Raw genomic sequence first — 22,726 nt, 5'->3', positions numbered from 1 at the left:
AAAAAACATTAAAAATGCGACATTGATAATCGTTATCAACTGTTGAGCAGTATTTATTTTAGCAAATTTATCCTATATGTCAAGTGTGTATAATGTTAATTGATTTATAGAATGAAATTCGTCCAAATAAATAGCTATTATTTCACAATCAAGAGATCATGATGATTGTTAACAAAATGGTTGAGAAAAAAATAAGAGGAATGTTTTAAATAAACACTCCTCTCAAAAGCATATGACATATTTCATTTTATCTAGATAAGATGAAAACGCCTTCAATATACTATCTCATTTTCCGGTAATTTTGTTACCATCTTAGCAATTTCCCGATAATACGTAGTAATATCCGAAAAGCCTAATGAATCAGAGATACTTAGTCCAATAAGATCTAGATGATCCCATCCTGCTTTTTTGCCCAAATAGTTCCATTTTCCGATTTGTGCTTGCTGATTATACGGAACAATTTCATCTGTTTCGGGACCGATCATAGATTTTGTATTGATTACTCCATCATTTTCCCACCAGGATTCATCAATAGTCGGTCGATTATTATCATTTCGCAAATATGCTCCCATAAATAGTGCATTTCCCATTAATGCTTTATTCATTGATAAGATTGGTATATGCACCCCTGTCAATACTCCCTGCTTTGTTGCGCTAGCACTATAAGAGAAATAATATACATCTGGTTGAGTCTTTACCCAGTTATTTAATTCTCTAGCCCCATCTGTGCTAAGATCCCATTGACAAGTATCTTTGGTATCACTCCAAATGGGACTATTCCATACTCGCTTTGAATAATCGAAAAACGATTCACCTTTGTTCTTCTTAATGCCCCATTGATCCAGTTTAAAATCATACACCATGTAATCTGAGCTATGCACAAAAAAGGCAGTAGCGACAAGAAGATCCTTAGCAAACGGGATAAACGTTCCTATCCCATCAGCTAGGGTTGTCCCATTATGAGGACTAGCAATTGTTGTAACACTCCGAACGAATGATTTCCCACCTTCAAACAAGGAAGACATTTCTACTTCAGGATGCTGGTTTTTATATTCCTGTTCCTCATAACTACCTTCTTTTAATAATTGGACAAGAGTACGGCTTGTCTGTCCTCCCATACTATGACCGACTAGGTGAACTTTATTGTCCTCATTCCAATTCAACCCAAATCCTTTATAAGTACGACCAAAACGGGCATGTCCATGTTCTTCAGCATGGGCCGCTCCATAATCCACTGTTCCTCCATTTATTTGAGCATACAGCTCACAAGCACGATCCCAGTTACTTGAAACAGGCCCTACAGCTGAGGTAAATACTTGGTAGCCATCTGTTTTTAACTTTTCCTGTATATCATGAAATCCACCCCAATACTTAAAACCAAGTGCTTCTTCACGTCCCCAGCCTAGAAACCCATTCACAAGAATGATCGGTTCTTTGTTTTTATTTTCTGATAATTCATTCGCCTTTACAGCAGGTAAAAGCCCCATACAGGCATATGTCATCAATGAAATAACCAAGAGCAAAATCGCTTTCTTCATATTCCTTCTCCTCCTATCAAATAAGATTTGAATGATGATACACCCGTGCAAAAAAGCAATAGGAAACCAAATACACCTAGAACAAGGCAGTTAAAATGGAGAACACTCCTTTCATCTACAAACTAGGTTTCTATAAAATAACATCTAGTAATAACATATATTATCTTATTAATTTTTACAATATTTTACAATAAAAATAATTTGGATTATTTTTATCAGTTGCGTTTAATCTGATGAACTAGTAAGCTATAAAGATAATCAATTTCATAGAAGGAACGAGTAGATGACTAACATGATTGAAATTAGAAATTCCAAACTTAGTAATGGCGAATTTAATAGAGGAGTTTTTGCAACCCGAGATATTAAAAAAGGTGAGCTTATACATGAGGCACCTGTTATTCCTTATCCAAATCATGAGCATGTTTTCATCGAGAAAACGCTACTTGCTGATTACGCGTTTGAATATGGCAATGACCATACAGCTCTCCTCTTGGGCTACGGTATGCTATTTAACCATTCCTATCAGCCTAATGCCACTTATGAAAATAATTTTGAGAATCTCACAATCGATTTCTATGCTTACACAGATATAAAGGCAGGAGAAGAGATACTGATCAACTATAATGGTGAAGTCGATAACGAGGATCCACTATGGTTTGAAAAAGAACTAAATCAATAACAAAAGGCTGAAACCAAAGGATCATAACAAAGAGACAACGAAATGAAGCCGTTGTCTCTTTGTCATGATTTACAAGTTAAGGTTAGTTGTTTACTAACATGATAAAATCAAATATGTAGTTTCCATAAGACTGCTACTCTTTATCAATAGGAGATTTTATATGATCTGCATAAAAATCATAAACAATAGTCCCGTTTGTTGTTTTTACAGCATAGAAAATCTCATCTAGTTCCTTTCCAATACGGTTTATTTCTTTATACAGCCAGTCCTTTGACAAATTATTTTCGCGTAGATTGTCTTCTATAATTTGTCCGTCCATAACTAGCTCTACGGGAAATTTTTCTTTTTCTCCTGTATATACCTTCAAATCTTTCTTTGTTACACTTTGAAATTCTTTTTTCTTTTGTACAGATAATTTTCCATTACTCTCTACAATCGCATTCTCGACCTCTTGGATATTAAAAATATCTTTTTGCCGAAGTGATTGGTTAAGGGAATCCAATGTATATTTATTTTTTCTCATATTCTCCTCTAAAATTTTTCCATTTTCAATAAGTACTGTAGGTGCTCCTGATATCCATTTTCTAGATTTTTTCACTTTAATAGCTAAACCTGATATAAGATAAGAAGTCCCTGAAAATACCACTAAAGACAAAATCAATTCTAACGATTTAATTTTTTCATTAAAGGCAAGATTGGCTGCAATCGCCCCCATCGTAATCCCTGTCACAAAATCGTGAAACGTCATATTGGAGACTGTCTGCTTTCCTAGAATTCTCGCTATCAGTAAAAGAAGAACAAATGAAATGATTGTTCGCCCTATTGTTTCAATATATTCATACACGATTGCTCACCTCACGTACAGTTTTGACCAATTGTATAAATACATATACCTTATCAGTAGCAAGCTGTCGTTTCATTCAAATGCATGCCCTATCTATAGCCTATGTTGCATTATTGTCCCCCTTTTAAAGCTTTCCTTGATACCTCGCTTTGCTTATAAAAAAACCTCATTCAACCATATCCCCAATACATGCATGGGAGCTACCTGGTCTCATGAGGTGTAAATCACATTTCAAATCTTAATCTATTTGGTTGTCTCAGGAATAACCCTTTTTGCAAAAAGGAAGTAGTTGTACCAATAGTCTTCCTCTAGTTTATCATTTCGGAAATCACTAATAATTACACCTATTCCCTCTTCATAGGTGTGCAGGATTTTTCCATTTCCCAAGTAGATTCCAACATGTCGAACCTTATTTAGACCCGTTTCATTAGGAAATTTTTCATCTGCAAAAAATAATAGATCTCCCTTTTGAATTTGATCAAATGGAATCCATGTACCCTGTTTAGCTTGCTCTCTAGCGTGCCACCCTAGTGAAATGCCAAATTTACCATACAGGTACTGAACATAAGAGGAACAATCAAATGTTGTATCTTGAAAACGTTCTGCACCATAAACATAAGGAGTTCCCATATAGGTTTTCCCCAAAGAAATAATATGATCGGCCGTATCTTCCCACTTTGGTTTCGATACAGTTATAGTAGAGCTACTATTTGTTGTTCCTTTATCCTTTTTTTCATCTGTCGCCGTTGCAAAAGCAGTGCCACAGGTAAAAAGAAGACCAATAGAACATATAAACACGGACTTTGTTAGGATTGAGCTGAGTTTTATTCTTGAAGCCATACCTATATCCTCCCTTCTTTCCTCACACAATCCTATCAAAGTAATCGATACTTTCCATTAGTAAAAGCTTTCCAACATAAAAATACTTTCAAATCACGGCAAACTAAATACACTACATATAGATTATTCTTCTCGAAAAACGCAGAAGAACGTATAGAGATATACAACCAAAGTAAAGTACAACATGAATGAATAAAGGTAAACTATCTAAAATGCTTGCAAATGCATAGCACAAAACAAGAAATATGACAGACTCAATTAATATTTTCAATGATAAAAAATGTCGCATGTATTGTAAATTCCAAAGTAAAGAGGTTAGTTCAAACGATAAAATTCCAATGACAATCCCACTGTATTGAAATGACGGAATTCCAACCAGATAATAGTTGATAATGATTGAAATAATAGCGCCTAATACTACACCTACTAACGGTCCTTTTTTCCTACCTTTCACCCATAGGATGTTAGTGGAAATATCTCGAATCCCTGATAAAAAAGGAATCAAAGACAAACAAATCAAAGAATAAGCGAGCGACCCATCTCCCGTAATCGCTTGTGAAATGTTTTGTCCATATAAAAAGAAATACAAGGATGTACTAATTCCCCATAACCAGCCAACCTTCATGGCTTTGTTGACACGGCTCCTAAATTGCCCAACATTGTTTTTTTCCCAATTACCAGCAATTTTTGGAATAATTACATGTAGAAAAGCAGAGGTAACCATCGAAGGTAAATAAACAATGGTTAATGCCATACCTGTTATTTCTCCATAGATGATGGTAGACTGATGGGCAGTTAAACCTGAATGCATGAGACGGTTGGGAATTAATATGGAGTCTATAAAATCCGTTAATGGAAGCAAAAGCCTAGTTGCAAGCACACTTACAGACATTTTTAAAAAGACTGATGTTTCATTACTATGATTAAAACGAGAAGGTAAACTCAAGTAACGTAGTTTCTTTCGTTGCTGAATATATATCCCGATAAAAAAAAGAAGAGCTGACAATCCACCTAGTACAGCTCCAAGTATCGCTCCTCCAACCGCAACAGAAACTCCATACGCTATCCATAGATTCGCTAAAACCAGCATCGTAATAATTCGCATTGATTGCTCTAGTAGCTCAGAAAAGGAGATGACACCGTATATTTCAACCCCTTGAAAAAAGCCACGAAATAAATGGAGTTGAGGTACAAACAAAAAAACGGGTGACAAGAGTTGAATGGCCACACTTAATTTCGAATCCCCATACCAATCAGCAATTATCTCGGCGTAACTATATGATAGTACTGTTGCACTTCCACCTAAAATACACGTAAGAATTATCGATACCTTTAGAAAATAAATGCCTTTATGAACATCCTTAGCTGTTGATAAAGACAACGAGGTAGGTAGTCCTGCTGTTACTAAAGTTAAAACAAACCCATAAAAGGCATACACCATTTGATACAATCCCATGCCTTCTGCTCCAAATATACGGAATAACAAAATACGTCCGATTGCACCAATTATTTTGACAAGGAATAAAAGACCACTTCGTAAAAGAAATTGACGTATAATAAGCGGCAGCCCCATATGTTTACTCCTTATGAAGAGTTTTCATTAAGAGATGTTTATGTGGGGCTGTCCCATGTTATACCATAAATTCTTCCCTGTTAATCTCTAATATGGATCAGATAAAATTTTGTTTTCTTATCCCATCCTAAATCCCACGGTACATGATAACGATCAGCAGTATGAGAATTTACTAATACATAGCCTTGATCATCCCTAGCAGTTACGATAGAGAAATGGTCAATATTCCCTTCAAGTTCATAAGCAATTAAATCACCTGGTTGAAGATGGGAAAGTGCACCTTGAGGGAATTTTTTGTTCGGTTTAGCTACCTCTTCATAGGTTCCTCGCGTAATTAGCTTACCGTACCCACTATGAATAAGAAATTGATATAAGGAATCGGTTCTAATCCAAGCAACGCTCCCACCTTTTTTATAAAACCAGCTTCCATGCATAGGTAAGCCTCCACCCTCTAGCGAATCGCCCAGAACTTGAGAAGTGAAATTGGTACAATCCCCTCCTTCGTAGGTATAATCTACGTATTTCGGATTGTATCGGTGTTTGTTTCCTGACATGGAAGCTGCTCCAGCATACTTTTCCGCATAAGAAACTGCTTTTTCACGGTTATATCTTGTTCTTTTCTTTCTTTGCTTATATACGACTAACTCTTCTTTGGTAACTGCTTTTTTTGATACAGGAATTAAATTGGGGTTTTCCTCAAAAGGATCAAGGTACCATTCTTTTACAATGTGCCATTTCCTATCTTTTTGCTCTAGAGTCAAGAGATGTCGTGTTCCTATCCCAAATTTTTGTGGATTGAATGGAATACCGTGATGCTGGTACGTGATTAATTGCGATTGTTTTAAAAAAACCTTTGCTTTCGTACCTATGCGTTTGATATGTACAATCTGAATTTTACTTTCAGCATCAATAAATGATAGATTTCTTTTTGACCCCCATGTATGAATATAAGTACTTCGATCCCTTTCATGTTCTAGGGCAGATCGACTACTTTTATGATTAGAAAGATAATGATGTTTTATTGCTTCATACTCCTTGGTGATCATTGCGTTCGAACGTTCTTTAAACATGCTATGCAACAAACTCTCAATTTCTGCATGCTCCGCTTTGACCTCTTTTGTATTATTTATGAAAATAATGACCAAAGCTACAAAAATCCAAAATACCTTTTTCATTTTGAGTCCCCTACATTTCGTATTTTGTTCGATTTTTTATCTGGTATAGTAAGCCTTACTTACCTAATGACAATAAAAATAATTCATTTTATAGGTTATCCATTGACTATCAGGAGTATTTAGGATTAAATTACCAGTTACAATTCGAAATGAAGAGATTACTCCTTTCACTTCCTAAAAGGATACACAATGTACTCTTAGCTAGGAATATTTTACTGTCATATCCCCTTACCAAGTGGAGACTATATGAAATGTAGTACACCATTAGAATTGGAAAGGACGAATAAAATGAAAAAATTATTAGCTGCTACACTTGCCATTTGTTTTGTGTTCTCTAATGCTTCAGTATTCGCTATGGAAGATGGACACCATAAGAAACATCACAAGGCAAAAACAATGTCCCATAAAAAGCACAAAGTGAAAACAATGTCTCATAAAAAACATCACAAATTCCATATCAAAGGTATGCCTAAAACAGGCATGGGTGGTGCAAGTAACTAAGCAATAAACCATTTCAGTGTTTTCCATCAGGGAATTCTCAGATTCTGAACGATCCCTGATGGAATTTTATTAATGAACCAAATAGGAAAGAAGTTATGAATAAGAGGTATGTAAGATGAGAATAATTTTCCTTGCTTTACTTATATGTATACTTTCTGGATGTTCAAACTCTGCTAGTCCAGAAAAAAAGCCAAATATACCCACTCCTCTACCTATTGATCAAACCTTTCCTCAAATACAAGAAAAACAATTACACACGAAACAATCTAAAGCTGTTCCTTCTCCGAATTCACAGACAAAACCGGAAATGAATACAACATGCTTCATACCAAATCGTCTGCAAATTCCTTCTATTGGGTTAGATACAGCAATAGAAACAGTCGGTATAACAGTGGAAGGGAATATGGATGTTCCAAAGTCATTTGATAAAGTAGGTATCTTAACTCCCTGGACCAAACCAGGTGAAAAAGGGAATGCCGTTATTGCAGGCCATTTTGATCATTATACTGGTCCAGCAATCTTCTATCATTTGAAAAAATTGAAGCATGGTGATCACGTTATCGTCTCAGATTCAAACGATCATCAGCTTATTTATGTAGTCAAAGAGGTAACAGCCTTTAAAACAAAAGAGGCTCCCTTGGAGAGAATTTTCGGCGAAACAGGTACATCCAATCTGAATCTTATTACTTGTTCTGGAAAGTTTAATAAAAAAACACAAGAACATGCAAAAAGATTGGTAGTATTTACTGAATTAAATCAGTGAATACTTGTAATCAAATCAAAATAAAGGATATAGAAAGACCCCCGCTAGTCCAATTCCTCGAAAAAAATGAAAGTCCCCTTTCTGTTAAGTATGCAATTGTTTCAAATAGAGATCAACGTTACTATTCAAGTAATCGCTCATAATGAAAAAGGCTTCCAAAAAATGAAAAACGGCTCTCCCGCAAAAGATACGAAAAGAGCCGTTTTACAATTACTTTCTCTTACATCATGTATACAGGATCAAAAGCAGATTTTACGTTTCTTTACTCATGACCACTGACATTAGTCAAACTACGAACACTTCGAAAATCCGCAAGTGGTACATGTCTTACATCCTTCTGCATGCAATAATGTTGCAGATCCGCACGATGGGCAAAAATCTTTGTGATCAGCATCACCGTATACATCGTGATGTGCCTCTTCCTTGTCTGGCGCTGGGGTAATCGGATAGCTACTAGTAGCTGCTACTGCCTGATGCTCGTCTTCTCCGTCAAGATGCATTTCCAAGGCTTTCGCTACAGCATCTGGGATTGATTCCACACGGTTTGCTCCAAAACCAACCGCTCCTGAGCCACCAATTCCTTTTAAATGCTTAATTAACAAACGAGCCTTGTTGCCATCAGGTAACTCTCCAAAACGCAGGAATAATGTGGATACCCGCCCTAATGCCTCTGACATTGCAAAGACATCACTGCCTGCTTTTCCTACATTCACAATTACTTCAAACGGGGCATGATCTACATCATTAATCGTAATATAAGCTTTTCCCAATGGTGTGTTCATTTTATAGGTAGCGCCACTTAAGCGTTTCGGACGTTTGTTATAAGCACGATCCGCGGTCCCACCTTTTACGCTCTTCACACCCTGAGTCTGTATAGGAGATGAAGCTTCCTCGCTTGTATTTGACCCCAGGTGCTCTACTGCTTTCGCTTGTTCTTGATTTGCACCTGCTTCTACTTTATCTTCCTTTTTCTCCGTAGACAATACTTGGACATCACGACTACCATCTCGGTAGATCGTTACCCCTTTGCACCCTAAGTCAAAAGCCAACTCATACAGATTTTTTGTATCTTCTACTGTAAAATCGTGTGGAGCATTTGCTGTCTTCGAAATGGATGAGTCCACCCACTTTTGAATCGCAGCTTGAACACGTACATGATCTTCAGCTGCTAAGTCCATCGCACAAACAAAATGCACTGGCAAGTCTTGCCCCGGATGCGTATCCATCCATTTTTGAGCGATCGGTACATACTGCTTATCAAAACCGAGGCGGCTTTGACGGAAATATTCAAATGCATAATAGGGCTCAATTCCTGTAGATGTACCTACCATCGTTCCAGTAGAACCAGTTGGTGCTTGTGTTAGTAAGGTAACATTACGTATTCCCTTTTCACGTATGGCACCACGTACTTCTTCATCAAACTGTTTCATAAAACCGCTCATGAGGTACTTTTCTGCGTCAAATTGAGGAAAGCTACCTTTTTCCTTTGCAATATCGGCCGACGCCAGATATGCTTCACGGGCAATAAAGTTATACAGCTTGTCCAAAAAATCTAAAGACTCAGGACTACCATATCGAATCTCTAATTTAATCATCATTTCGGCAAGACCCATGGTTCCTAATCCTACTCGACGTTCTGATTGTTGATTTTCTCTGTTCTCTTCAAAATGATATGGAGTTGCATCAATTACATTATCCAAGAAACGAATAGAATAGCGAACTGCCTCACCTAAACTTCCCCAGTCTACATCATTATCGCGAACAAATTTAGACAGATTTAAAGAGGACAAGTTACATACGCCCCAAGCTGGAAGTCCTTGCTCTCCACACGGATTCGTACAAATAATTGGGTTAAAATACCAGCTATTGGACATGTCATTATAATACTCTGTGAATACGACACCAGGCTCAGCTGATTTCCAAGCTGATTCGATGATTGTATGCCAAACCTCCCGAGCACGTACGGTTTTAACCACTGTAACTGGTTTACCTAGCTCCTCGCGCCACTTTTTCATGTTTCCGTCCCACATTGCATCATAATCTGGGTCATTTACGTCTGGAAACACGAGTTCCCAATCTAAATCTTCTTTTACAGCTTTCATGAAGCTATTCGATACACAAACCGATAGATTGGCATTTGTGACAAGACCCATTGTCTGTTTTACAGTAATAAACTCCATTAGATCTGGGTGCCAATCATTCATCATTAGCATAAGAGCACCGCGACGCGAGCCTCCTTGCTCAATTAAACCCGTGGTATAACTGAACAAACCACCCCAGGATACTGAACCACTTGAGGAGCCATTTACTCCACGTACCAACGCACGACGTGGGCGTAAACTGGACAAGTTAATACCAACCCCGCCTCCTCGTGACATAATCTCTGTCATTTGTGTCAGAGTATCCATGATGCCACCTCGAGAATCATGCGGGGACGGAATCACATAGCAGTTAAACAAGGTTAATTCTTCGCTTGCTCCTGCGCCTGCTGCAATGCGACCACCTGGTACCAATTTCCAATCGTCTAGCAATTCACGAAATTTGCTTGTCCATTCTGCTTGTTTCTCTTCTGTTTTCTCCACAGAAGCAATTGCGGTAGCTAACCGATCCCACATTGCTTCTGGCTGTACTTCAATTGGACGGGTAGTTTTTTCTACCGTTGTGGTAATGGTATTGCCGCTTCTTAGTAGAATGGAGACTTGACTTCCCTCAAGGGCAATAATTTCACCCACTTCTTTTTGCGGAAACTTCGGGTCATCCTTGGTTAATAAGAGAACCGTATCTCCCACCTTTGTATTTTTGTAATTTAGATCTTTCATTGCATACCGGTCCAAAAAGATCTTTTCACTTAGGCCTTCTAATGGCTTATGTTCTACTAAACCCACGGTCTTTTCCCCTCCAAAATTTATTTCAAATTGACCCTCTCAGATCATTTTGTTATCTTTATGTAAGACGGTTCTAACGATACCACACGCCCGTCCACAAATCAATATATTGAATATATAAGAATTTTTTTCGACATTTATCACTAGATATTGTGTTACTATCATCCTATTCCCTTGGGAGGAACTTTCATGTATTATGTAGATGGAGCTTGGTACAAGCCAGATGAGCCTGCCATTTTTCCAGAGGATCGGGGCTACCAGTTCGGTGACGGGATTTATGAAGTTGTGCGTATCTATAATGGTCACTTATATCAATGGGATGACCACATGATTCGCTTGGAACGCAGTGCAAAGGAGCTTTCTCTAACGATTCCCTCTCGCAAAGAATTAACTGATATTGCCCAAAAAGTCCTTAAACAGTATCTGTTGCAATTTTCTGAAGACGCTATACTCTACATGCAAATTACTCGCGGAGTATCAGATCGGCAATTTCCATTTCCTTCAAATATCCGACCTATTTTAACTATGTATGCTACATCCAAATTACGCCCAATTCAACAGATGCAAAACGGTATACGCGCAGTGCTTGTCGATGACATTCGTTGGTTGCGTTGTGATATTAAAAGCCTAAATCTACTCGGCGCCAGTTGGGCAAAGCAACAGGCAGTGGAACAAAGGGTGGATGAAGCTATTCTTCATCGAAGTGGCACCATTACAGAAGCGACTTCAGCTAATCTATTTGCTGTTAAAGATGGCAAAATATATACACATCCAGCTACCAATCTTATTTTGCATGGTATTACTCGTCAAACCGTTATTCAATTAGCCAAAAATCTTGACCTACCGGTATTAGAAGAAGCATTTTCTGTGAATTTTGCGCAAATGTCTGATGAATTATTCATTACTGGAACCACCAGCGAAATAACTCCTATCGTTGAGCTTCAAGGTGCTCCTGTAGGAGATGGTAAAGTAGGTTCTATCGTTCGACGTTTACAAAAAGCCTTTGAAGATCACATCGCCACTTAAAGCACTAAGTAGTCTACGGTGTATAAAATAGAGCGAATTTGCCTTTAAAAAGAGAGATGCCCTCTAACAGTAAAATACATGTCTATAAAAAAGCCGTTCCCCTCGTTGTTGTTTTGAGGAAACGACTTTTTTACTATTATTACATTTTTTGAATCACATTATGTTTACTTGCCCCAATGCTTTATTGCGTTTTACGATAGCTTAAACGTAACGGTGGGGGATTTACTTCTATCGTCGGAAATTCCATTCATCCGTACTATAGCGATCTTCCGCTAATTCATTTGCCAATTGTTGCTCTTCATCTGTCAATTCCATCGGGACAAGCTCAATGCCCAGTCCCTCGGCAAAGCCCTGATAGAAGGCTTCAATAGCTTCTTCTAATGAAATTAGTTTTGAACTTACCTCGTTTATTGTAACAGCTTTTTGTTTAAAGCTTTTGATCATGCGTTCCTTGACACGTTCACTTGGGAACGTTAACAGAGAAAATAGCAGATCAACATCCATATCCAACAAGATGGAACCATGTTGTAAGATAACACCCTTCTGACGTGTTTGTGCGCTGCCTGCCACTTTTTTCCCTTCTACCACTAATTCATACCAAGAAGGCGAATCGAAGCATGCAGACGAGCCCGGGGAATTGTATTTTGCCTTCTCTTCCTCTGAAGCAAGTGACACCATCTCCGCTTGTAAACCTAACTTCTGAAATCCATGTAATAAGCCCATGGAGATCACTTTATAAGCTTCTGTTACACTTTTTGGCATCTGCGGATGATCCTCAGACACAATCACGCTATAAGTAAGCTCAGCATCATGAAGGACTGCTCGACCTCCTGTTGGGCGTCGTACCAATCCAAGCCCAAGACGCTTCACTTCATCAATTTTTATCTCTTTTTCCATTTTTTGAAAATAACCGATGGAGAGAGTCGCCGGGTTCCATGTATAAAAACGAACGGTAGGCGGTACTTTTCCTTGGCTGTGCAAAGTTAAAATGGCTTCGTCTATTGCCATATTCATTTCAGGTGACATAGGTGGAGTCACCAAATAACGCCATTTTTCCATTTCCATGCTAAATACCTCCCATATATCTACATCCAATCATGCGGCTGGGAGCAATCTGTGTTAATGAGGACTGCTCGCACTCTATATCATTGGCAAACAACGCTGCTTAGACATAGTACACTCCTCATTGTAAGGCTTCTATAGAGTAAGAGACAAGCGCCAACTGTCAAGCAGCCTGTTGCTATCTACATGCTTTTACCAAATTATACTTTGAAATTTTTCATGACATTCTGCATTTCATTGGTCATCTCAAACATAACCTCTGCTGTCGTAGCCACTTCCTGTGAAGAAGCTGTTGTCTGTTCAGAGGTGCTGGCAATCTCTTCTGTCTTCGCGAATATTTCTTCAGCAACAACTGTACTACTTTCCACTTTCGAAGAAATCGTTTCTTTTTCTTCAAGAATATGACCAGCGCTTTGACTTAGGTGATGAATTTTTGGTCCAATATCTTCTACTGCTTTTGTAATGTTGGTAAAGGAGTGCAATGCATTAGATATATCGTTTTTCTGAGTATACATTTCCATCTGCATTTCATCTGCTGTTTGTAACATATGTTCGGCATCTTTAGAAATGGTACCAATCTGGTCACTAATACGTTGAGAGAAAATACGAGACTGCTCTGCTAGCTTTCTCACTTCGTTTGCTACTACGGCAAAGCCCTTCCCATGTTCGCCGGCACGCGCAGATTCAATTGCTGCATTTAATGCTAATAAATTAGTCTGATCCGCTATCGTATTAATTAAACCAGTAATTTCATCAATCTTGTTCACATTCTCATTTACTTTTGAAATATTTTTAATTAGTCCCAAAAACACTTCATTGGTATGCTCTACAGAATGAGCTGCTTTATTCATATGTATGTCACTTTCGCGTGCAATGTCTTGAATATCACGAGTTAATCCATCAACAACTTGTATCGATTGCACAATTTCTGTTAGCTGTTCACCGAATTCTGCCAAGGTCTCAGAGATAACTACCAGATCTTTGGTCTGTTCCCCTACCCCTGTAGAGGTTTCATGGACAGATTGCGAGACTGTTTCAAACGCTGCACTTAACTGCTCAGATATAGCACTTAGATTATGCGAAGCCTTTGTTAAATCATCTGATTTTCGTTGTACAATATCAATCATTGATGAGGTAGTTATTACGGCATTAGCCAATGCGCCTCTCATCCTACCAAACTCTGTATTGTCAGCTTCCTCAATCTTAATTGTGAGATTTCCTTTTCCAAACTCTTCACAGTACTGAATCATTTCTTTAGCTGAATTATTAATTGAAGTAGAAAGTATGTATGATACCAAAATGACACAAAAAACAACACATCCCATTAAAACAGCGTAATAGTTCCATGCATAATCATATTTTTCTGTTGCATCTGAATCTAGCTTGTCTCCATTTGTTGTTAAGTAAAGAATGATATCATTTACATTTGTATCTAATCTATTCGAGAACTCAGCAAAAGTCTGCTCTACTTCATCCGGGACTGGTTTGTTTGCTTTTAAATATGTATCGTGAATAATCATCCACTTGTCACGATAACCACTTAACAATTGATCCAGTTTGATTTTCTTTTCTCGATCAAACTCATATTGATCACGGTTAGTAAAATAATCAGCTTCAGTAGCCAAAACAGTTTGGTATAGCTTGTCAACCTCTGCATTTTTTTGTGCATCATAATCACTTAGTGTTTGCAGAACAGCAATTCTTAGCTTATAAAAGTCTGAGCGTAAATTATTCGCTTTCACTAAAGGATCTACGACATCTCGATTAATTAACGTAGATGAATTATTAATATCATTCATAAAATACATTCCTAGCCCACTCATGATCAAGTTGAAAAGTAAACCAATCGCAACAAGGATGCGAATATTGGTCACTAGGCTAATTTTCTTACACATGTTAATTACTTTCATTCGGTATGATTCCCTCCAGTCATTCATATACACTTTTATATCGGACGAAAGTATCAAAATAAATGATAAATATGTTACAAATTTGAAAACTATTTTTGAAGTATGGATATTTCGATACTCCAAACAGTCAATTTTCACCGTATAAGGGGGGTAACCTGCTACTTTCATCTTAAAAATATAGCTGACGATACCTAAGCCTGATTTGCTTTGATTCGTTTGATACTTCAAGATGATCTGACTTTCAAATAGTAGAAGAGATGTATTCATTCAGAAGTAAGTGAATAACAAAAACCCCCTATCCTTTAAACAGGGGTTCATACAGAAACATCCCGTGTACCTTTTCAAAGGACACGGGATGTTTGATTTTAACGTATAAAACTAAGCTTCTGGTTGGTATCGCAAGATTGGTTTTCTCGCTGCCGTTGCTTCGTCTAGTCGTTTTACTACCGTTGTATGTGGTGCTTCTTGCACAACCTCTGGACTTTCTTCACATTCTCTAGCAATCTGTATTAGAACCTCGATAAATTCATCAAGGGTTTCCTTGCTTTCTGTCTCGGTTGGTTCAATCATCAAACACTCATCTACAATCAATGGGAAGTAGATTGTGGGTGGATGATAGCCGAAATCTAGTAAACGCTTAGCCATATCAAGCGTACGTACCCCTAATTTCTTCTGACGAACACCGGAGAGAACAAATTCGTGTTTACATACTCGGTCAAATGGTAGCTCAAATGCAGTAGCTAACTTACGCATCATATAGTTAGCGTTTAACACGGCGTTTTGAGACACTTGCAGCAAGCCATCTGGGCCCATCGTGCGAATATAGCTATACGCGCGAACCAGAATACCAAAGTTACCATAGAAGCCTTTTACCCGCCCAATTGAAGCAGGAATGTTATAATCAAGTGTAAAGCTTCCTTCCTCAGTCTTCTTCACCATTGGTTTTGGCAAGAATGGAATCAAATCATCTTTTACACCTACAGGACCTGCTCCTGGCCCACCGCCACCGTGAGGACCTGTGAATGTTTTATGCAAATTCAAATGCACAACATCAAAGCCCATATCACCAGGTCGAGCAATCCCTAAAATGGCATTCGCATTCGCTCCATCATAATACAGTTTTCCACCTGCTTCGTGTACGATCTTAGCCATTTCCACAATATTTTCTTCGAATAGACCGAGAGTATTTGGATTGGTGAGCATCAAGGCTGCCGTATCTGGACCTACTACCTGACGCAATGCTTCAATATCAACAAGTCCACGCTCATCAGACGGAATCGTGATTGTCTCTAGTCCCGCAATCGTTGCAGACGCAGGATTTGTACCGTGTGCAGAGTTTGGCACGATAACCTTTGTACGCTTTTCTCCACGACTTTCATGATAAGCACGAATCAATAGCAACCCTGTCCATTCTCCTGCTGCACCTGCCGCGGGTTGTAAGGTGACGGCGTCCATACCTGTGATTTCAGCTAGCTCATTTTGCAAGTTATACAGCATTTCGAGTGAACCTTGTATCGATTCTTCTGGTTGATAAGGATGTACCTGAGCAAATCCAGCATAACGAGCGATATCTTCATTAATTTTTGGATTATACTTCATTGTGCAAGAACCTAATGGATAGAACCCATTGTCAATACCATGATTGCGACGAGATAGTTCGGTATAGTGACGCACTAATTGTAATTCGGAGACTTCTGGCAATTCCGCTGGCGTTTTTCTGATCAAATGCTCTGGCAAATAGGAGGAGACCTCAGCTTCTGGTACATCGTTTTTCGGTAAGCTATAAGCTACACGGCCTGGCTTGCTCATTTCAAAAATGATTTCTTTTTGTTTGTCGTTACGCATGTAGAATCGCCTCCATTTCTTTTGCCAACTGATCAATTTCCGCTTTCGTTCTTAACTCTGTCACGGCGACCAGCATATGGTTGGCAAGTCCTGGATAAGCGAGACCCAGATCATAACCGCCAATGATGCCTTTTTGTAATAAGCTATGATTCACATCAGCTACCGCTCTTGGCAGCTTGATGACAAATTCATTAAAGAATGGAGCTGTAAATACATCTTCCACCCCATCTAACTGGCAAAGCACTTGTTTAGCATAATGTGCTTTATGCAGGTTCATTTGTGACATTTCTTGCACACCCTGTTTACCAAGTCCGGTTAAGGCAATCGAAGACGCTAGGGCTAACAATGCTTGATTGGAACATATATTAGAAGTCGCTTTTTCTCGACGAATATGTTGTTCGCGTGCTTGAAGGGTAAGAACAAATCCTCGTTTGCCATCCTCGTCCTTAGTCTGACCCACAATACGACCTGGCATTTTCCGCATTAATTTAGAAGTCGTAGCAAAATATCCGCAGTGAGGACCTCCGAAAGACACAGGAATTCCGAACGGTTGCATATCGCCAACCACGATGTCTGCTCCTAATTTTCCCGGTGCTTCTAACAAACCGAGTGCGACTGGATTGGAGGAGACAATGAGAAGAGCACCTTTTTCATGAGTAAGCTGTTCAATCGCACGTAAATCTTCTACGCTACCAAAAAAGTTCGGGTATTGAACCAGTACGGCAGCTGTTTCTATCTCTAAGGCATCCTGTAGTTGCGATAAATTAGTGGCACCCTCTTGAGTGAAGTCTACCTCAACTACCTCTACTTGTTGACCATATGCATAGGTAGCGAGTACAGCGCGTGTTTCTGGATGAACTGTCTTGGAAACAATTACACGTGGTTTTCCTTTATGACCAGCAGCCATCATTGCCGCTTCCGCCATTGATGTGTACCCGTCATACATTGAGGAATTGGCTACCTCCATACCTGTCAGTTCACAAACCATCGTTTGAAACTCAAAGATAGCCTGTAGCTCCCCTTGGCTGATTTCGGGTTGATACGGGGTATAAGCGGTAAAAAACTCACCACGTAATAACATATGGTTAACGGTGCTTGGCGTATAATGCTGATAAACCCCAGCGCCTAAAAAGTTTACATGAGTTGTAAAGTTAGCATTTTTTGAAGCTAATCCGCCCATAAATTTCACTAAATCTGGTTCAGATAGTGCTTCGTCTATTGCTAGTTCTCTTGGAAAACGTACTTCTTCAGGAATATCGGAAAACAATTCATCCACACTGGAAACACCCAGAAATTCCAGCATCTCTTTCTTATCTTGTTCCGTTGTTGGTAGATAACGATATGTCACGGATGGTTCCCCCTCTGATTTAACTTCTCGATTTCCTTACTTTTTAGGTCGTTTATAAAATGGAGTAGCGATAATTTTAGCACGTAGGCGTTTCCCACGAATCTCTACTTCCACCTCATTGTCGATACCAGCATGAGCAGTTTGAATCAACGCTAGCCCTACATTCTTTTTTAAAGTGGGGGATTGTGTCCCAGTGGTAACTTCTCCAATCTGTTTATCCCCAACAAATACAGGGTAATGTGTACGTGGAATACCACGATCAATCATTTCTAACCCAACCAGCTTTCGTGGCGCCCCGTTCGTTTTTTGCTCCAGCAATACATCATGTCCAATACTAGGTACATCTTTATCTACCTTTACCGCAAAACCAATGCCTGCCTCTATTGGAGTAATGTTTTGAGATAGCTCCTGGCCATATAACGGTAACTTAGCTTCAAATCGCAAGGTGTCACGTGCACCTAACCCGCATGGAACCAAACCATCCTCTTTGCCATTTACCAACAATTTTCCCCACAGTTCAATGGCATCTGCTTGATCTACATACAGTTCAAAGCCATCTTCCCCAGTATAGCCACTACGCGATACTAACGCGTTAATCCCCTCAATGGAAACGTTTTCTTTAAATTGGAAGAAACCGATCTCTTGCAGGTTCACATCCGTCATTTTCTGTAAAATGGTTTCAGCAAGTGGACCTTGAATCGCAAGTTGTGCTATTTTGCATGAAATATTAGTAACCGTGACATTTTCTGTTATATTTTCTTGCATCCAAGCAAAATCCTTATCAATATTGCCTGCATTAATAACCAGCAAGTAGTCATGATCTCGTTTTTTATAAATGATTAAATCATCGACAGTACCACCATCTGGGTAACACATCGCTGCATATTGAGCCTGACCGTCTTCTAATTTAGATACATCATTAGTAGTCAATCGCTGTAAATAATACAGTGCACCTTCCCCTTTTACTTCCACTTCCCCCATATGTGATACATCAAATAGCCCTGCTTTTGTACGAACTGCTTCATGTTCTAGCGTTATGCTACTAAATTGGACAGGTAAATCCCAGCCGCCAAAATCAATGGTTTTGGCCCCGTGTGTAGCATAGATCGGATACAATGGCGTTTGCTTCAACTCTGACATGTAACCACTCGCTTTCTTCGTCTCTTTGTTTTTCACCTAAAGTAAACTTGGCGCCGGTAGAGTCTTCGTTGCTCTTTTACTATCTTTCCTACCTATTATCGTTTTCGGATAGCACAAAAAAAGACAGCAAACCTGTGACAGCCAACGCAAATAAGCGCCCGCTCTCCAAGTTCTCTGTCCCGGTACCTGAGAGTTACCCTGCCCATAAGCAGGTTTCCCCTTTGGTGGCTTCTATGAAAAAGCTCTCTCCAGAGGTGCGTCCAGTAGAGGTTCTTTTGCCTGAGAGATTCACCATTTCTGGTTTGCTCCTTCGGCGCTGCACAGATAATACTCGCAGTCTCTCCCTACTACCTTCATTCGCAAAAGAAGGGTTATAAAATCTATGAAAGAAACGCATACTATAACGTGTCTTCCTGTTGTCTTCTTTATCCTAACATGACTTTGGAAAGAAGAAAACAGAAATTTGCAAACCAGCAATTATCTATTAACATTTAAGCGTTTTCACACAAAAAATGTTCGTTTTTTAATAGATTTAAAATGTATTTTCACGATAGAAAGAAGGGAGATATCCATTTATGACGAATTTTTCACTTTCATTCGATACGAGCTGGGCTGCTCCTTTGGAAGAATTAATTCAACAGGATGGACCTTGGAATAAATGGGAGTTGTTTCAGCTCGCATTACAGGCAGAGGAAGCAATGGCAGTAACTGATTTTGATCAGCTTCAATGTTTAAAGTATCTCCCTTACGTAGAACCCTTCCCTCATCAAATCGAAACAGCTAATCGAGTCTTGAATCAGATGAGAGGTCGGGCTATTTTGGCCGATGAGGTAGGGCTAGGAAAAACAATTGAAGCCGGACTCATTATGAAAGAGTATATGGTTCGTGGATTAGCCAAAAAAATTCTGATCCTTGTGCCCGCTTCTCTTGTCATACAATGGACCAAAGAGCTTAATCAAAAATTTGGTATTTCTGCCATGCCACAGAAAAAGGAGTACATGTGGCGCCAATATGATGTTGTTGTGGCCTCAATTGATACAGCTAAACGAGACCCTCACCGGCGTCATGTGCTTGATATTGATTATGATATGTTAATCATTGATGAGGCACACAAGCTTAAAAATAAGCGAACTAAAAACTATCAGTTCGTTAAAGAGATTAAGAAAAAATACTGTCTGTTATTGACTGCAACCCCTATTCAAAACGAGATGGACGAGCTCTACAATCTCATCAACTTACTTCGGCCTGGTCATTTAGGACATACGCAATCTTTTTCATCCACTTATGTAGATGGCAAACGCCAAGCTAAGAACAGTGGTAAATTGCAAAAGGAAATCAAAAAAATCATGATCCGTAATCGTCGTAGTGATGGCGGCGTTCATTTTACTCCTCGCCGTGTTCAATCTATTCCGATTGAGTTATCTCCTGAGGAACGTGCACTCTACGATGGAGTAACTCACTTCGTCAAGGAAAGATATCAGCAGGAGACAGGTAAGGTTAATGCTCTGGCTTTGTTAACGTTACAGCGGGAGGTATGCTCAAGTCGTGAAGCTGCTTTTATGACGTTATATCATATGCATCAAAAAGCTCCAGAGGACTCTCCCAAACGTGCAGAAATCATGCGCTTAGTGGATATGATCAAACAAATTGAGACGCATTCTAAAGCGGCTAAAACCGTTGAGCTGCTTAAACAAATCAATGATAAGGTGATCATATTTACCGAATATCGTGCTACTCAAAACTATTTACAAAAATATTTAAGCGAGAACGGTATTACATCGGTACCATTTAGAGGTGGTTTTAAGCGTAGTAAAAAAGACTGGATGACTGATCTGTTCCAAAATCGAGCACAGGTTCTTATTGCTACTGAAGCTGGAGGAGAAGGAATTAACCTGCAATTTTGTAATCACGTCATCAATTATGACTTGCCCTGGAACCCGATGCGCATTGAACAAAGAATCGGACGTGTTCATCGACTCGGGCAAACAAAAGATGTGTTCATCTATAACTTATCTACCACAGATACGATTGAAGAACATATCCTTCGTTTGCTATATGAAAAAATTGATCTATTTGAAATGGTTATTGGCGAGCTAGATGATATTGTAGAGCGCCTTGCCTTAACAAAATCATTGGAGCAAAGCCTTGTAGAAATTATTATGGATTCTCGATCCAATAAAGAAATGGCACTAAAGATGGATAATATGGGTAGTGTGCTTCGCACTTTACGCCAAAATACAAAAGAGTTGCAAAACCACCCACAATCTCTTTCGCAATCATAAGCATCTTTGTAACCAGTGGTACAGGAAATTCTCACACCTTCATCACTTATCGAGAAAGGACGTTCCCCCTCATGCAACAGACGGAAGTACGGGAATTCGTAGAAAAATATTTTGCTGCCTTTCAGTCACACGTGGTTGAGAATCATCCCGACTATGTCACTGTAAAATTACCAGAGGATGTAGATAAGGATATCGGCAATCGCCCGTTTTACTGGTCTTGGGTGGAGAAGATGAGCATCGCTCCTCAACCACTCCACCTTACCCTTTTCTTTCCTCAGACCGAGATTCCAAAGGAGCTACGGGCTGAGCATATTTATTTTGGTTCAAAGCGGCTACAACAAATCTTTGAATCTACCTCTAAGCACGGACGTTTTGTTTGTATGTACGAAGCTCCCAAGGGCATTTTACAAAAAACAAGTATGTCGACACGACGATCGACAGCGCTAACCCCTTGGCTCCATCTAAATATTAAAGTTTCTTTTATCTGTGACAAAAAACGCGATTTCCTTCTTTCTCTCGGGGTAAATCTACATCAAGCGCGAGTTGTTCAGGATTTTTATCCGTTTCTCAAGCGCTTACACCTTACCCCTGCTATACCTGATTATTTTTATACATTGGATCGTCGTCTGGACATTCCCCAAGCAATTGAGATGGCAAAAAAGGAAGTGTACCATTTTTTAGATAATCAAGATCATTCATGGGCTGACCAGGCTCGCCTCCGCCTTCAAGAGGAATTAGATATCTTAGAGGAATATTACAAGCATGTAGCACTAGAGCAAGAAAAAGTTTCAAAATCGGTTCCTGAAGGAGAAGATGATGTAGAAGACGATGTAGAAAAAGCTTCAGAGGCTTCCATAGAAATCGTTCCCCCTTCCCCTCATACAAAGGGCCAAAACATCAATAGTATACAAAGTGAAACAAGTACAACTTCAGTTACTCTACCTGATTCTCCTTCCTCATTAGGACAGTTGCTCTCTGTGAAACGTCCGACACCATTAGCTGACGATTCCACTCCTATCACACTCTCATCATCTCCTGCTACGATGGGGGAGCATGTGCAAAAGGGTGGACGTATTCTTGATTTTCTACGATTAAACGGAATTCAAGAAACACCAAAAGAGCAATTAGAACAAAAGGAATGGAAAGCAAGTAGTATAGAGGAAGAAAAGGAGCGACGTATGAGTGAATTACGTTGGCAATACGAACCGCGTGTCGAGGTAAAGCTGATTAATGGTGGCTTGTTTTATTTGTTTAATTTACCACCAATCTAACCCTGTGCTCGCTTCGTTAGACCTGATTCTACATAGCGCAGAAA

Annotated in this window: 17 protein-coding genes and 2 riboswitches; of the genes, 6 read left to right on the top strand and 11 right to left on the bottom strand. The window is 39.1% G+C overall.

Features of this window, described 5'->3' with window-relative positions; translation table 11 throughout:
- Positions 1-272: 272 nt before the first annotated feature.
- Complete coding sequence (locus ACQV1I_RS08765; RefSeq protein WP_094699160.1) at positions 273-1,538, bottom strand: esterase/lipase family protein; 1,266 nt, start codon at positions 1,536-1,538, stop codon at positions 273-275.
- Positions 1,539-1,821: 283 nt separating this feature from the next.
- On the opposite strand from ACQV1I_RS08765, the gene ACQV1I_RS08760 reads away from it, so the two are divergent.
- On the top strand, positions 1,822-2,217 hold the full coding sequence (locus tag ACQV1I_RS08760; protein WP_094699161.1) for an SET domain-containing protein: 396 nt from the start codon (positions 1,822-1,824) through the stop codon (positions 2,215-2,217).
- A 133-nt stretch (positions 2,218-2,350) separates the two neighbouring features.
- On the opposite strand, the gene ACQV1I_RS08755 is transcribed toward ACQV1I_RS08760, so the two are convergent.
- The 4 genes from ACQV1I_RS08755 to ACQV1I_RS08740 form a co-directional block, all read right to left on the bottom strand.
- Positions 2,351-3,061, bottom strand: a complete 711-nt coding sequence (locus ACQV1I_RS08755; RefSeq protein WP_094699162.1) for a DUF421 domain-containing protein — start codon at positions 3,059-3,061, stop codon at positions 2,351-2,353.
- A 243-nt stretch (positions 3,062-3,304) separates the two neighbouring features.
- Positions 3,305-3,901 carry a C40 family peptidase gene (locus ACQV1I_RS08750; protein WP_094699163.1) on the bottom strand — a complete coding sequence of 199 codons (597 nt, stop codon included), beginning with the start codon at positions 3,899-3,901 and terminating at the stop codon, positions 3,305-3,307.
- Positions 3,902-4,013: 112 nt separating this feature from the next.
- A complete protein-coding gene (locus ACQV1I_RS08745; RefSeq protein ID WP_116334602.1) occupies positions 4,014-5,474 on the bottom strand; it encodes an oligosaccharide flippase family protein in 1,461 nt (486 codons plus the stop codon).
- Positions 5,475-5,554: 80 nt separating this feature from the next.
- Positions 5,555-6,649, bottom strand: a complete 1,095-nt coding sequence (locus tag ACQV1I_RS08740) for an amidase domain-containing protein (protein WP_116334601.1) — start codon at positions 6,647-6,649, stop codon at positions 5,555-5,557.
- Between the two features lie 288 nt (positions 6,650-6,937).
- On the opposite strand from ACQV1I_RS08740, the gene ACQV1I_RS08735 reads away from it, so the two are divergent.
- Positions 6,938-7,150: a hypothetical protein gene (locus ACQV1I_RS08735; protein WP_236645845.1), complete on the top strand. Its 213-nt coding sequence runs from the start codon at positions 6,938-6,940 to the stop codon at positions 7,148-7,150.
- Positions 7,151-7,265: 115 nt separating this feature from the next.
- Complete coding sequence (locus ACQV1I_RS08730) at positions 7,266-7,913, top strand: class F sortase (protein ID WP_094699167.1); 648 nt, start codon at positions 7,266-7,268, stop codon at positions 7,911-7,913.
- 290 nt (positions 7,914-8,203) lie between these two features.
- Here the strand turns inward: ACQV1I_RS08730 and ACQV1I_RS08725 are convergent, their stop codons facing one another.
- Positions 8,204-10,798 carry an adenosylcobalamin-dependent ribonucleoside-diphosphate reductase gene (locus tag ACQV1I_RS08725; protein ID WP_116334600.1) on the bottom strand — a complete coding sequence of 865 codons (2,595 nt, stop codon included), beginning with the start codon at positions 10,796-10,798 and terminating at the stop codon, positions 8,204-8,206.
- A gap of 189 nt (positions 10,799-10,987) precedes the next feature.
- On the opposite strand from ACQV1I_RS08725, the gene dat reads away from it, so the two are divergent.
- Positions 10,988-11,824 (top strand): D-amino-acid transaminase, encoded by an 837-nt coding sequence (dat, locus tag ACQV1I_RS08720; protein ID WP_116334599.1) that lies wholly within the window; start codon positions 10,988-10,990, stop codon positions 11,822-11,824.
- Between the two features lie 228 nt (positions 11,825-12,052).
- Here the strand turns inward: dat and ACQV1I_RS08715 are convergent, their stop codons facing one another.
- The 5 genes from ACQV1I_RS08715 to gcvT all read right to left on the bottom strand — a co-directional run bounded on the left by ACQV1I_RS08715 (position 12,053) and on the right by gcvT (position 19,129).
- Complete coding sequence (locus ACQV1I_RS08715; RefSeq protein WP_176452333.1) at positions 12,053-12,883, bottom strand: lipoate--protein ligase family protein; 831 nt, start codon at positions 12,881-12,883, stop codon at positions 12,053-12,055.
- A gap of 203 nt (positions 12,884-13,086) precedes the next feature.
- On the bottom strand, positions 13,087-14,796 hold the full coding sequence (locus ACQV1I_RS08710) for a methyl-accepting chemotaxis protein (protein WP_116334606.1): 1,710 nt from the start codon (positions 14,794-14,796) through the stop codon (positions 13,087-13,089).
- 378 nt (positions 14,797-15,174) lie between these two features.
- Complete coding sequence (gcvPB, locus tag ACQV1I_RS08705) at positions 15,175-16,641, bottom strand: aminomethyl-transferring glycine dehydrogenase subunit GcvPB (RefSeq protein WP_116334598.1); 1,467 nt, start codon at positions 16,639-16,641, stop codon at positions 15,175-15,177.
- Positions 16,634-17,989 carry an aminomethyl-transferring glycine dehydrogenase subunit GcvPA gene (gcvPA, locus tag ACQV1I_RS08700; protein WP_094699172.1) on the bottom strand — a complete coding sequence of 452 codons (1,356 nt, stop codon included), beginning with the start codon at positions 17,987-17,989 and terminating at the stop codon, positions 16,634-16,636. Before gcvPA ends, gcvPB begins: the two co-directional genes overlap by 8 nt.
- Before the next feature lie 36 nt (positions 17,990-18,025).
- Entirely contained in the window at positions 18,026-19,129 is a 1,104-nt protein-coding gene (gene gcvT / locus ACQV1I_RS08695) for a glycine cleavage system aminomethyltransferase GcvT (RefSeq protein ID WP_094699174.1), read from the bottom strand.
- A 172-nt stretch (positions 19,130-19,301) separates the two neighbouring features.
- Positions 19,302-19,383, bottom strand: a riboswitch (glycine riboswitch).
- Between the two features lie 4 nt (positions 19,384-19,387).
- Positions 19,388-19,485: riboswitch (glycine riboswitch) on the bottom strand.
- A gap of 219 nt (positions 19,486-19,704) precedes the next feature.
- Here gcvT and ACQV1I_RS08690 point away from each other — a divergent pair.
- Together ACQV1I_RS08690 and ACQV1I_RS08685 are read left to right on the top strand one after the other, a co-directional pair.
- Positions 19,705-21,411 (top strand): DEAD/DEAH box helicase, encoded by a 1,707-nt coding sequence (locus ACQV1I_RS08690; protein WP_116334597.1) that lies wholly within the window; start codon positions 19,705-19,707, stop codon positions 21,409-21,411.
- A gap of 71 nt (positions 21,412-21,482) precedes the next feature.
- Complete coding sequence (locus tag ACQV1I_RS08685) at positions 21,483-22,682, top strand: YqhG family protein (protein WP_094699178.1); 1,200 nt, start codon at positions 21,483-21,485, stop codon at positions 22,680-22,682.
- The last annotated feature ends 44 nt before the right edge of the window (positions 22,683-22,726 follow it).

It is taken from the genome of Brevibacillus sp. JB24b, assembly GCF_051713385.1.
Taxonomy (GTDB): domain Bacteria; phylum Bacillota; class Bacilli; order Brevibacillales; family Brevibacillaceae; genus Brevibacillus_B; species Brevibacillus_B laterosporus.
This window is presented reverse-complemented; position numbering and strand designations above follow the sequence as displayed.